Here is a 12,719-nt window from a genome sequence, read left to right as displayed (position 1 = left end):
GTTGGGGTGGGGGCCATCGGCCTTGCGCAAGGCCGATAGACCCCACCCCACTACGACTAGGCAGCAAGCTGCCAAGTCTGCGTTGCCCCTCCCCTGAAGGGGAGGGGCTAAATTGCCGCAACGACAGCTCCCCACCCCAAAGCCGCCCAACCGCCGGGGCCATATTCCGTTCGCTATGGCGCCGGCGCCATCGGCTCCTATATTTCGGGCAAGGACGGAGGCGCGGGCATGGCCGGGCAAAGCCAATATCAGCTTTTCGAAACCGCCGCCGGGGTCGCGGCGATCGGCTGGGCGGGTGCGGGCGTCACTGCGCTGCGGCTGCCTGCGCCGACCGCCGCCGAAACCGAGCGCGCGATGTCGCGCCGCCTGCCCGGCGCGATCCGCACCGCACCGCCCGCCGGGATCGCGGCGGTCATCGACGCGGCAATCGGCTATTTTGCGGGCGAGCGCACCGAATTTTTTGCGGTGGCGGTCGATCCGGGCGAGCAGCCGCCCTTTTTCGCACGCGTCTATGACCATGTCCGCACGCTCGGCTGGGGCGAGACGACCACCTATGGCGCGGTCGCGCGGGCACTCGATGCCGGTCCCGAACATGCCCGAGCGGTCGGGCAGGCGATGGCGGCGAATCCGGTGCCGCTGATCATTCCGTGCCACCGCGTGCTGGCGGCAGGCGGCGCGATCGGGGGGTTTTCGGCCCCGGGCGGCGCGCTGTCGAAGGCGCGCATGCTCGCACTCGAAGGCGTGGCGCTTACGCCGGTCCAGCAAGGGTTCGATTTCTAGCGCGCCAGCCATTACCTGTGGCGTAATTGATCGCATTACCTGATACGCTATGCCAGCCTTCGAGAAGCAAGGAGGCCCGCATGACCGAAGCATTGAACGACACCGCCCCATCGGCCCGCTGGACGGTCGAGGGTTTCGAATATTTCTGGTCGCGCGGACGCGACCCGCAGATGGTGGCGCCGGTCGTCTGGCCCGAAGTTGTCGGGCGCTGGCCGCGGGCGGCGGAGCCGGTCGCGGGGCGCGAGGCCTATATTGCAGCCATCGCCAATTTCCTGTCGGCGCTGGACGCATTCGAGGTCGAGGTCACCGACCATGCGGTAAGCGGCGACACAGCTTTTGTGCGATGGGTGATCCGCGGAGACTTTCCGGTCGGCCCCAATGAAATGACGGGCGTCGATCGCCTGATCCTGAAGGACGGCTTTGTGGTCGAAAACCACATTCATTCGGACCATCCGATGTTCGATCGCCTGGCCGAAACGAACGTTTTGGGGTGATCGGCGCCTCGATCAAGCCGCGACGGCTTCCTCGCTGCGGCTGCCGGCGGCTTCGAGCAGGCGCTTTTCGAGGCTCTTCACGCGCGCCGCGCTGTCGATCTTGTCGCCGATGAGGTCGGTGACGTAAAAAGTGTCGACCGCGCGTTCGCCATAGGTCGCGACATGCGCGCTGTGCACCGTGACCTTCGACTGGAACAGCGCATAGGCGAGCTGGTTGAGCAGCGCCGGGCGGTCCTGCGCATTGACCTCGATCACGGTGAAGCGGTTCGACGCCTTATTGTCGACGAAGACGCTGGGAGCGATGCGGAATGCCTCGGCCCGCGTGCGCGGCAGCGCGCGCGCTTCGAGTTTGGGGAGCAGTTTCTGGCGATTGGCGAGCGCATCCTCGATCGCGCGCGTCAGCCGGCCGATCTGGCCCGCCTCGTCGAACGGCCGGCCGAGCGGGTCCTGAACGAGGAAATTGTCGAGCGCGAGCCCGTCGCGCGTCGTGTGGATGCGCGCGTCGATGATGTTGCCGCCGGCGAGGTGGATGCCGCCGGCGATGCGATAGAAGAGGCCGGGGTGGTCGGCGGCGAGCACCATCACCAGCGTCGCCCCGCGATCGTCGTCGGGCACCGCGGCGATATGGAGCGGCGCGTCGCCCGCCTGGCGGATATGGAGCATATTCGCCGCGATCACCTCGACCGGCTCGGCAATCCAGTAGCTTTCCGGGAGCCGCTTCGCGAGCTTTTCGAATGTCCCGGCATCGAAGCCGAATTGGGCGGCCACGGCCTCCTTCTTGCTTTCGATCCGCGCCTCGCGCCCTTTCTGCTTGTGGCCGAGGCGCAGCACTTCTTCGGCGGCGTCGAAGAGTTCGGTCAGCAGCTGGCGCTTCCAGCCGTTCCACACGCCCGGCCCGACCGCGCGAATATCGACGACGGTGAGCACGAGGAGCAGACGCAGGCGTTCGGCGCTTTGCACGATCTGCGCAAAGTCGAGGATCGTCTTGAAATCGGCAAGGTCGCGCTTGAACGCGGTGGCCGACATCAGGAGGTGATAGCGCACGAGCCATGAGACGGTCTCGGTCTCGGCATCGCTCAACCCCAGCCGCGGGCAGACGCGCAGCGCGAGTTCGGCGCCGAGCACGCTATGATCGCCGCCGCGGCCCTTGGCGATGTCGTGCAGCAGCACCGCGACATAGATGACGCGGCGCGAGTGGATCTGGTCCATGATCGCGGTCGACAGCGGATGATCGTCCTTGAGCCGGTTCTGCTCGATGTCGGCGAGGAGGCCGATCGCGCGGATCGTATGCTCGTCGACGGTATAATGGTGATACATGTCGAACTGCATCTGGGCGACGACGCGGCCGAAGTCGGGAACGAAGCGGCCGAACACCCCCGCCTCGTTCATCCAGCGCAGCACCGTTTCGGGATCGCGGGGGCTGGTCAGCACGTCGAGGAACAGCTCGTTGGCGCGGGGGTCGCGGCGCACGCTCTGCGTCTCGATCAGCTTGGCGTCGTGGCGCGCCTGCCGCATCGCCTGCGGATGGATTTCGAGGCCATGCTTGTCGGCGAGCGCGAAAATCTCGACCAGCCGCACCGGGTCCTTCGCGAAGAAATCTTCCGCCGGCAGCGCGAGCCGCCCGCGGTCGAGGACGAAGCCGTGGAGCTTGCCGGGCCGCCGCCGGATCGTCGGCAGGAAGCGCCGCCCGCGCGCCGCCATCTGATCGTCGAGATGCGCGAGGAAAGTGCCGGTGACGTCGCCGACGCTTTTCGCATGGAGGAAATAGAGCTGCATGAAGCGCTCGACCGCGCTCTTGCCGGGGCGGTCGGCGAATTTCATGCGGTTCGCGATTTCGCGCTGGAAATCGAAGGTCAGCCGGTCCTCGGCGCGCGCCGCGAGGATATGGAGGTGGCAGCGCACCGCGAGCAGGAAATTTTCGGCGCGCTCGAACTGGCGCAGCTCGCGCGCCGACATCAGCCCCGCATCGACGAGTTCGGGCACGGTGCGCACGCGGTGGATGAACTTGCCGATCCAGAAAAGCGTGTGGAGATCGCGAAGCCCCCCCTTCCCTTCCTTCACATTGGGTTCGACGACATAGCGCGAATCGCCCATGCGCTTGTGCCGCTCGTCGCGTTCGGCGAGCTTGTCGGCGACGAAGGCTCGCGCATTGCCCGCGACGACCTCGGCATCGAAGCGCGCCGACGCCTGGTCGTAAAGGTCGCGGTCGCCCCAGATGAAGCGCCCTTCGAGCAGCGCGGTGCGGACGGTGAGATCCTCCTTCGCCGCGCGCACCATCTCGTCCAATGAACGCGACGAATGACCGACCTTCAGCCCGAGGTCCCACAGCGTGTAAAGCTGCGCTTCGATCACCTGTTCGGTCCAGCTCGTCTGCTTGAACGGGGTCAAAAAGCCGATGTCGATGTCGCTGTGCGGCGCCATCTCGCCGCGGCCATAGCCGCCGACCGCGATCAGCGTGATGCGCTCGCCCGCCGAGCGGTTCGCCGAGGGATAGAGATAACCGGTAGTGAAATCATGGCTGAGCCGGACGATCTGGTCGATCAGGAACGCCATCGCATTCGCCGCGACGCGCCCCGAAGAGGGGCGTTCGAGCAGCCGGCGCTCGATCTCGGCGCGTCCGGCGTCGAGCGCGCCCTTGAGCAGGTCGACCATCGCGCGGCGGCGCGTGCCCGAATCGCTGCTTTCGGCGGCGATCGCGTCGAGCCGCGCCGCCAGATCGCGGCGATCGATGATCGCGCGGCGCTGGTCGAGATTGTCGAAGAGATTGCTCATGTCTCGTCCGCCAGCAGGCGTTTGAGCGCGTAGAGCGCATCGAGCGCCTCGCGCGGCGCGAGCGCGTCGGGGTCGATCGCGCCGAGCGCTTCGCGCAGCGCGTCCTTCGCCGCTTCGGGCGCAGCGGCGAGCGTCGCGGCGAAGAGCGGCAGGTCGTCGAGCCCGGCGGCGAGCCCGCCGGTCGCTTCGCGTCCCGCTTCGAGCTTCGCGAGCACCGCTTCGGCGCGCTTGACGACGGGCGCGGGGACGCCCGCGAGGCGCGCGACCGCGAGGCCGTAGCTGCGGTCGGCGGGGCCTTCTGCGACCTCATGCAGCAGCACCAGATCGCCCTGCCATTCGCGCGCGCGGACGTGGTGGAGCGACAGCGCATCGAGCGTTTCGGCGAGCCGCGTCAGCTCGTGATAGTGCGTCGCGAAGAGGCAGCGGCATTTGTTGACCTCGTGCACCGCCTCGACCACCGACCAGGCGAGCGCGAGCCCGTCATAGGTCGAAGTGCCGCGCCCGACCTCGTCGAGGATCACGAAGCTGTTCGGGGTCGCCTGTGCGAGGATCGCGGCGGTTTCGACCATCTCGACCATGAAGGTCGAGCGCCCGCGCGCCAGATTGTCGCTCGCGCCGACGCGGCTGAAGAGGCGGTCGACGAGCCCGAGCTTCGCCGATGCCGCGGGGACGAAGCCGCCCGCCTGCGCGAGCACGACGATCAGCGCGTTTTGCCGGAGGAAAGTCGATTTACCGCCCATGTTGGGGCCGGTGACGAGCCAGAGCCGGTCGGCTTCCGACAGCGACACATCGTTGGGGACGAAGCGCTCGCCCGACTTCGCGAGCGCCGCCTCGACCACCGGGTGGCGCCCGCCGCTGACATCGAGGCAAGGCGCGTCGGCAAGGTCGGGGCGGCACCAATTGTGGCTCATCGCATGATCGGCGAGCGCGGCGGCGACGTCAAGGCGCGCGAGCACGTCGCACGATGCGGCAATCGCTTCGCGGCGGCCGATCGCGGCGTCGGTAAGCGTTTCGAGATGCGCGGCCTCGGCAGCGACCGCGTGGACGCCCGCCTGCGTCACCCGGCTCGCGGCCTCATGGAGGTCGGACGAATTGAAGCGCACGACGCCGGCGAGCGTCTGGCGATGGGTGAAGCCCGATTCGGGCGCCATCAGCGCGTCGGCGTGCTTCGCGGGCACCTCGACATGATAGCCGAGCACGCCATTGTGGCGGATCTTGAGGGAGGCGATGCCGGTACGGTCGCGATATTGCGCCTCGAGCGATGCGATCGCCTTGCGCCCGTCGCGCGCGGTTTCGCGCAGCGCGTCGAGCGCATGGTCGTAGCCTTCGGCGACATAGCCGCCCTGCGCCGCGTCGACCGGCGGCGTTTCGATCAATGCGCGCGTCAGCTCGTCGACGAGCGCGCCATGACCGTCGAGCCCGGGAAGCAGCCGCGCGAGCAAAGGCGGCAGATCGGCGCGCCGCGCGAGACGTTCGCGCAGCAACCGCGCGCCGCCGAGCGCGTCGCGCAGCTGCGCGAGATCGCGCGGCCCGCCGCGTCCCGCGACGAGGCGGCCCAAGGCGCGCCCGGCGTCGGGCAACGCGCGCAGCGCCGCGCGCAGCTCGCCGCGCCACAGCGCGTCGCGCGCGAGTGCGTCGACGAGGTCGAGCCGGTCGAGGATCGCCGCCTTGTCGGTCAGCGGGCTCGCCAGATCGTCGGCGAGGAGCCGCGCACCCGCCGCCGTCACCGTCCGGTCGATCGTGCCGAGCAGGCTTCCGTCGCGCGCACCCGCCATCGTCCGGACGAGTTCGAGGCTTTCGCGCGTCGCCGCGTCGATCGCCATCCGCCCCGATGCGAGATGCCGCAGCGGCGGCTGAAGGAAGGTCGGCCCGCCGGTGCCGACATGATCGAGATAGGCGACGAGCGCGCCCATCGCGGCGATCTCGCCGCGCGAAAACTGGCCGAAACCGTCGATCGTCTGGACGCCGAAAAAGGCTTCGAGCCGCTTTTGCGCGCCCGTGCTCGAAAAGTCCGACGCAGGCCGGCGCACGACCTGCCGGGCCGAGGTGATCGGCAGCTCGTCGGCGCTCTCGCTCAGCAGCAGCTCCGACGGCGCGAGCCGTGCAAGCTCGGCGTCGGCCGCCGCCGCGGGCACCGCGACGACCTCGAACCGACCGGTCGAAATATCGGCGGCGGCGATCGCGACCTCGCCCTCGCTGCCGACTTGCGCGAGCGCGGCGAGCCGGTTCGCGCTGCGTCCCTCAAGCAGGCTTTCCTCGGTGAGCGTGCCCGCCGTCACGAAACGCACGATGTCGCGCGCGACGAGCGCCTTCGACCCGCCCCGCGCTTTCGCCTCCGCCGGGGTTTCGACCTGCTCGGCGATCGCGACGCGGTGCCCGGCGCGGATCAGCCGCGCGAGATAGGATTCGGCCGAATGGACGGGGACGCCGCACATCGGCACCGGCGCACCGCCATGCTCGCCGCGCGAGGTCAGCGCGATGTCGAGCGTCGAGGCGGCCGCCTTCGCATCGTCGAAGAACAGCTCGAAGAAATCGCCCATGCGATAGAAAAGCAGGCAATCGCCGGCCTTGTCCTTCAGCGACCAATATTGCGCCATCATCGGCGTCGCGGCGGGCGCGGGGGCGTTGCTGTTCGCGGGTCGGGGAGCGGTGGCGGCCATCGCCCCCTGCTTAGTGATTGGGGGCGGCATGGCAAGGTCGGAGGGGATGCAGGGGACGGATGGCGGGTATGGGTGGAGAGCGGACGTTAAAAATCCTCCCTGTCGCGTAGCGATGGGGAGGGGGACCGCGCCCGCAGGGCGTGGTGGAGGGGCCGTAACGTCGCGCCATTGGCCCCTCCGTCAGCGCTTCGCGCTGCCACCTCCCCACGCCTGCGGCACAGGGAGGATCTTATGACAACTATCGGCCGTCAGCTACCGTCGGGACCAGATCGCCCGCTGCCGCATGATTTGGTCGTGGTGAGACAAGTTCAGGGTAACGAGTAATGAGAGGCGCGGCTTCGCGATCCTCGTCAACGACACCCAACATTGCCGGTTACATTTTCGCGAGGCGGCGCTAGGGGAAATATTCGGGCGCGCATCTTGTGGAAATTTCGAGAGGATACAGAATGGACAGCGGCAGCAAGGTGCAATTTTCCGACCGCGAGGCCCTGCTTTATCACGAATATGGCCGGCCCGGCAAAATCGAGATCGTCGCGTCGAAACCGATGGCGACGCAGCGCGACCTCAGCCTCGCCTATTCGCCGGGTGTCGCGGTTCCGGTCAACGCGATCGCCGAAGATCCCGCCAAGGCCTATGACTATACGATCAAGGGCAATCTGGTCGCCGTGATTTCGAACGGCACCGCGATCCTCGGGCTCGGCAATCTCGGCGCGCTGGCATCGAAGCCGGTGATGGAAGGCAAGGCGGTGCTGTTCAAGCGTTTCGCCGACGTCGATTCGATCGACCTCGAAGTCGATACCGAAGATCCGCAGCGTTTCATCGAAGCGGTCGAACTGCTCGCGCCGAGCTTTGGCGGCATCAACCTCGAAGACATCGCCGCCCCCAATTGTTTCATCATCGAAGCCGCGCTGAAGGAACGCATGAACATCCCGGTGTTCCATGACGACCAGCATGGCACCGCGATCATCACCGCCGCCGGGCTGATCAACGCCTGTTACCTGACCGGGCGCGAGCTGGGGGCGGTGAAGGTCGTCGTCAACGGCGCGGGCGCCGCCGCGATCGCGTGCACCGAACTGATCAAGGCGATGGGCGTCAAACATGAAAATGTGATCATGTGCGACCGCAAGGGCACGATCTATCAGGGCCGCACCGACGGCATGGACCAGTGGAAGTCGGCGCATGCTGTGCCGACCGAAGCACGCGACCTGACCGAAGCGCTGGTGGGCGCCGACGTGTTCCTGGGGCTTTCGGCCGCAGGCGCGCTCAAGCCCGAGATGGTGAAGGACATGGCGCCGGCGCCGATCATCTTTGCGATGGCGAACCCCGATCCCGAAATCTCGCCGCCCGATGCGCGCGCGGCAAGGCCCGACGCGATCATCGCGACGGGGCGCTCGGATTATCCGAATCAGGTCAACAACGTCCTCTGTTTCCCCTTCATCTTCCGCGGCGCGCTCGACGTTCATGCGACCGCGATCAACGAGGAGATGAAGATCGCCGCGGCTTATGCGATCGCCGACCTTGCGCGGCAGCAGGTGCCCGAAGAGGTCGCGGCGGCCTATGGCGGTCGCGCGTCGAGCTTCGGCCCCGAATATATCATCCCCTCGCCCTTCGACCCGCGTTTGATGGAAATCGTTCCCGCCGCGGTCGCCAAGGCGGCGATGGATACCGGCGTCGCGCAGCGGCCGATCGCGAATCTCGACGATTATCGCACCCGGCTGCGCGCCCGGCTCAATCCGACGACGTCGGTCCTCACGCTCGCCTATGAAGCCGCGCGCAACAATCCCAAGCGCGTCGTCTTTGCCGAAGGCGAAGAGGAAGTCGTGCTGCGCGCCGCGATCCAGTTCCGCGACGGCGGTTACGGCATTCCAGTGCTGGTCGGGCGCGAGGGGCTGCACGACAAATTGCGCGCGATGGGCGTCGCCGACGCCGAAAGCTTCGAGGTCCACAACAGCGTCAATTCGCCGCATGTGCCGCAAATGGTCGACATGCTCTACGAGCGGCTGCAGCGGCGCGGCTACCTCCGCCGCGACGTCGAGCGCATGGTCAACCGCGACCGCAATATCTTCGGCTCGCTGCTGCTCAAAATGGGGCTGGGCGACGCGATGATCACCGGCACGACACGCACTTACTCGCAGTCGATGCGCGAAATCCGGCGCGTGATCGACCATGCCGAGGGCAAGACGCCGTTCGGCATCCACGTCCTGGTCGACCAGCATCACACCATCTTCATGGCCGACACCACGGTCAACGAGCGGCCGACGGCCGAGATGCTCGCCGACATCGCCGAACGCACCGCGCAAGTCGCGCGGCGCATGGGGCACGAGCCGCGCGTCGCTTTCCTGTCCTATTCGACCTTCGGCAATCCCGAGGGGAGCTGGCTCGAGAGCATCCGCGAGGCGGTGGCGATCCTCGACCGGCGGAAACCGGCTTTCGAATATGAAGGCGAGATGGCGCCCGACGTCGCATTGAACGCGAAGGTGATGAAAAATTATCCCTTCTGCCGCCTGTCGGGCCCGGCGAATGTGCTGATCATGCCGGGGCTGCAGTCGGCGAATCTGTCGGCGAAGCTGCTGCGCGAACTCGGCGGCGGCGCTGTGATCGGTCCGATGCTCGTGGGCATGGAACATCCGGTGCAGGTCGCGACGATGGCGTCGACCGCGTCGGACCTCGTGACGCTCGCCGTGCTCGCGGCGGGCGGGATTGCGCAATAATTTGGCAGTTGTAGATTCTCCCTGTGCCGCAGGCATGGGGAGGCGGCAGCGGCGAAGCCGCTGACGGAGGGGCCAATAGCGCGATGTTGCCGCCCCTCCACCACCGCTTCGCGGTGGCCCCCCTCCCCACGGCTTCGCCGCAGGGAGGATTCTGGGCTTTACCGCCCGCCGGGCGCGCCCGCACCCGGCGCGCCGACCGCGCCGATATTGCCGAAGATGTCTTCGAAGAAGCTGCGTTCGCGGCCCAGCGTCGGGGTTTTGTCGCCTTCGGGGCTGATCTTGCTGACCAGCTCGAGCCCGGTGCGATCGACCGCGGCGACATTACCCGCCTCGTCAAAACGGACGCGCAGCACCTGCTGGTCGATCGGGCGCGGCCTTGCGAAGGCGAGCTGACGCGTTTCGCGCGAGACATAATAATATTCGTTCGTGCCGAACTGGCCGACGAAGGTCGGACGGCCGAGCGTCTTTTCGACCGACTCGCGGTTGTCGACGCCGGGGGTGATCGCCTGGGTCAGCGCCGGATCGGCGACATAGCCCTGCCGCCCCTTGAGCTGCGCGCAGCCGCCAACGGTCAGCGCGAGCGCCAGCCCGGCGACGATCAGACGCGCGGGACGGACGGGAAGCTTCGGGTCATGGGTCGGCATCAACATATCTCCGTTGCGCCGCTCGTGTCGGGCGCTGGCAATCGCGCCTCTTAACCGCAAGCGGTCGGCGCGCACAAGCGGCTTATGCCGCGGCAAAGCTTGCGCCAAGCTGACTCAGGCCCCTTTTCTGCCGACATGATTCGGCCTAAGCGTTGCGCCATGTTTTCTTCGCTCCGCAAACTCTTCAAATCCGAACCCGATCCGCGCGAGGCGCGGCGCCCGCTGTGGAACGCCGTCGTCGCCACCGCGCGCGCGCCGCACTGGTATGCGCAAGGAGGCGTTCCCGACACGCTCGACGGCCGCTTCGACATGATCAATCTGGTGCTCGCACTCGTCCTCCACCGGATCGACGAAGATCCCGGGCAGGGGCTCGCCGGCGTCCAGCTTACCGAATTGTTCGTGAACGACATGGACGGGCAGATGCGCCAGATCGGGTTCGGCGACATGGTCGTCGGCAAGCAGGTCGGGCGAATGATGAGCGCGCTCGGCGGGCGGCTTGGCGCCTATCGCGCGGCCGACGGCTCGGCCGAATTGCGCGAGGCGCTGGTCCGCAACCTGTGGCGCGGCAACGCCCCCCCCGAAGCGGGACTGGCGCATGTGGTGGCCGAGGTCGCGGCGCTCCGCGCGGCGCTCGCGGCGACGCCGGTGTCCGAGCTGGTCGTCGCCGACCGGCTGGGCGGAGCACGCGCGTGACCGCGCCCGAATTCTCGCTTATCGTGACGCTTGCCGATGCCGCGCACGGCCGCGCCATTTCGGTCGAAGCCGACGCCGGCGCGCGCGCGGCGATCGCCCGGCGGCTCGGCCTCGTCGCGCTCGATCGCTTTGGCCTCACCGCCGACGTCCGTGCGATCGCGGGCGGGATCGCCGCCAAGGGTGAGGTGAACGCCGACGTCGTGCAGGCGTGCGCCGCGACCGACCTGCCCGTCTCCGCAACGATCGCCGAGCCGTTCGACCTGCGCTTCCTGCGCGACGTCGATGCCCCGGCAAGCGAGGAGGAAGAGATCGAGATCGGCAGCGAAGATCTCGACCTGCTGCCGCTCGAGGGCGACCGGATCGATTTGGGCGAAGCGGCGGTGCAGACGCTGTCGCTCGCGCTCGATCCCTTTCCGCGCCACCCCGACGCCGACCGTATCCTCGCCGAAAAGGGCGTGCTCAGCGAAGAGGCCGCGGGGCCGTTCGCCGCGCTGGCGAAGCTGCGCGGCAAGCCCGGCGCCTAGAGCCTGCTAGCGGCTTTCGTCGGGCGCGGTTTTCGCTTCTTCCTCGACCAGATCGGCGACCGCGGCGTCGAGCCCCGGCTCATCCTTGGTGGCGGGCGTTTCTTCCTTGGGCGTTTCGGCCGCCTTTTCGCCACGCGTCGGGGGCAGCGCGCCGCCGAGCGCATTGGCAAGGCCGAGCAATTGCTCGCCGATCACCTTGTCGACCGCGGGCGCGATGTCGGCGACCTTGAAGCGCATATAGCCGCCGACGACATAGTCGAAGCGCAGCGCGCTGCCCGTCGGGGTTTCCTTGATCTGGATCGTCAGCGTGGCGTCGAGCGCCTCACCCTGCAACGGCCCGAACGCGCCCGACAGGCGGAGCAGCTCGTTCGGCTTCGAGAAGAGGACGCGCGCATGCTGGACGCTGCCGACGCCCGATCCCGCGTCGGGTAATTTTTCGCAGAAGCAGCCGCCGGCCTGCGAATCGAGCCAGAAATTGGCGGCATCGCCCGACCAGCTATGCTCCTTCGACCACCAGCTTTGCGGCATGCGGAGCATTTTCCACACATCGGCGGGGGGCGCGGCGACCTGTGCGGTGTGCGCGACGGTAAAGCCGATCTCGCCCTGATCGATGACCTTGGCGTGCGCGGGCGCAAGGGCGAGCGCACCGACCACCGCCGCGCTCGCAAAATATCTGTAAAATGCCATCAGCCCGTTCCCCCTTGGCGCCTCAATAACCGGCGCAGGGGAAAGTTGCTAGCCAGCCGTCGCGAGGATCGTTTCGATCGCGTCGTTGACTTGGTCAATCGGCGCCATGCCGTCGACGTGGGTGACGATGCCGCGCGTTTCGTAGATCGGCAGGATCGGCGCGGTCTTGGCGCGATATTCGGCCATCCGCGTGCGCACCGTTTCCTCATTGTCGTCGGGACGGCGCTTGAATTCGTCCGACCCGCAAACGTCGCAAACATTCTCCACCTTGGGGAGCTTGTAACGATCGTGATAGCCCGCGCCGCACTTCGCGCAGCTGAAGCGGCCGGTGATGCGGTCGACGAGCGCGTCTTCCTCGACCCGCAGCTCGATCACATGGTCGAGCTTGCGGCCGCGGTCCGAGAGGATCGTGTCGAGCGCGGCGGCCTGCGCCGCGGTGCGCGGATAGCCGTCGAAGATCACCGAGACGTCGGGGCCGAGCGCGTCGAGCCGCTCGCCGATGAGGCCCGAGACGATAGCGTCGGAGACGAGCTCGCCCGCGTCCATCACCGCCTTGGCCTGGAGGCCGATCGGCGTTCCCGCCTTGACCGCGGCGCGCAGCATGTCGCCCGTCGAGAGCTGGACCATGCCATGCTCGTCCTCGAGCCGCGAAGCCTGCGTACCCTTACCCGCTCCCGGCGGACCAAGCAGAATGATATTCAGCGTCATGGGGACCCCTGTTTGCCCTACCGTGTCGCGAGTGCCGTAGCGGGCG

Annotated in this window: 10 protein-coding genes; 5 read left to right on the top strand and 5 right to left on the bottom strand. The window is 67.6% G+C overall.

All coding sequences use genetic code 11. The features are described from left to right. The first annotated feature begins 228 nt into the window (after nt 1-228). A complete protein-coding gene (locus FG95_RS12895) occupies nt 229-780 on the top strand; it encodes a methylated-DNA--[protein]-cysteine S-methyltransferase (protein WP_037556398.1) in 552 nt (183 codons plus the stop codon). A gap of 80 nt (nt 781-860) precedes the next feature. Continuing rightward, complete coding sequence (locus FG95_RS12890; protein ID WP_037556397.1) at nt 861-1,274, top strand: nuclear transport factor 2 family protein; 414 nt, start codon at nt 861-863, stop codon at nt 1,272-1,274. Nucleotides 1,275-1,286: 12 nt separating this feature from the next. Here FG95_RS12890 and FG95_RS12885 read toward each other — a convergent pair whose 3' ends face one another. Together FG95_RS12885 and mutS are read right to left on the bottom strand one after the other, a co-directional pair. Then, nucleotides 1,287-4,046 carry a [protein-PII] uridylyltransferase gene (locus tag FG95_RS12885; RefSeq protein WP_037556396.1) on the bottom strand — a complete coding sequence of 920 codons (2,760 nt, stop codon included), beginning with the start codon at nt 4,044-4,046 and terminating at the stop codon, nt 1,287-1,289. Beyond that, on the bottom strand, nt 4,043-6,706 hold the full coding sequence (mutS, locus tag FG95_RS12880) for a DNA mismatch repair protein MutS (protein WP_052182347.1): 2,664 nt from the start codon (nt 6,704-6,706) through the stop codon (nt 4,043-4,045). Before mutS ends, FG95_RS12885 begins: the two co-directional genes overlap by 4 nt. 446 nt (nt 6,707-7,152) lie before the next feature. On the opposite strand from mutS, the gene FG95_RS12875 reads away from it, so the two are divergent. Continuing rightward, complete coding sequence (locus FG95_RS12875; RefSeq protein ID WP_037556395.1) at nt 7,153-9,417, top strand: NADP-dependent malic enzyme; 2,265 nt, start codon at nt 7,153-7,155, stop codon at nt 9,415-9,417. 158 nt (nt 9,418-9,575) lie between these two features. On the opposite strand, the gene FG95_RS12870 is transcribed toward FG95_RS12875, so the two are convergent. Next, the gene (locus tag FG95_RS12870; protein ID WP_037556405.1) at nt 9,576-10,061 is read right to left on the bottom strand and encodes an outer membrane protein assembly factor BamE; all 486 of its coding nucleotides are present in this window, start codon (nt 10,059-10,061) and stop codon (nt 9,576-9,578) included. A gap of 159 nt (nt 10,062-10,220) precedes the next feature. Here FG95_RS12870 and FG95_RS12865 point away from each other — a divergent pair, with 159 nt between their 5' ends. Both FG95_RS12865 and FG95_RS12860 read left to right on the top strand, forming a co-directional pair. Further along, nucleotides 10,221-10,754 carry a ubiquinol-cytochrome C chaperone family protein gene (locus tag FG95_RS12865; protein ID WP_037556393.1) on the top strand — a complete coding sequence of 178 codons (534 nt, stop codon included), beginning with the start codon at nt 10,221-10,223 and terminating at the stop codon, nt 10,752-10,754. After that, entirely contained in the window at nt 10,751-11,278 is a 528-nt protein-coding gene (locus FG95_RS12860; protein WP_037556392.1) for a YceD family protein, read from the top strand. The genes FG95_RS12865 and FG95_RS12860 overlap by 4 nt, the downstream gene beginning before the upstream one ends. Before the next feature lie 6 nt (nt 11,279-11,284). Here the strand turns inward: FG95_RS12860 and FG95_RS12855 are convergent, their stop codons facing one another. Next, complete coding sequence (locus FG95_RS12855) at nt 11,285-11,965, bottom strand: hypothetical protein (protein WP_037556391.1); 681 nt, start codon at nt 11,963-11,965, stop codon at nt 11,285-11,287. A gap of 48 nt (nt 11,966-12,013) precedes the next feature. After that, complete coding sequence (locus FG95_RS12850) at nt 12,014-12,673, bottom strand: adenylate kinase (protein ID WP_200880197.1); 660 nt, start codon at nt 12,671-12,673, stop codon at nt 12,014-12,016. Nucleotides 12,674-12,719: the final 46 nt, after the last annotated feature.

The organism is Sphingopyxis sp. LC363, from assembly GCF_000756385.1.
Lineage (GTDB): Bacteria > Pseudomonadota > Alphaproteobacteria > Sphingomonadales > Sphingomonadaceae > Sphingopyxis.
The sequence above is the reverse complement of the archived record's forward strand: the minus strand, read 5'-3'. Positions and strand labels throughout refer to the sequence as shown.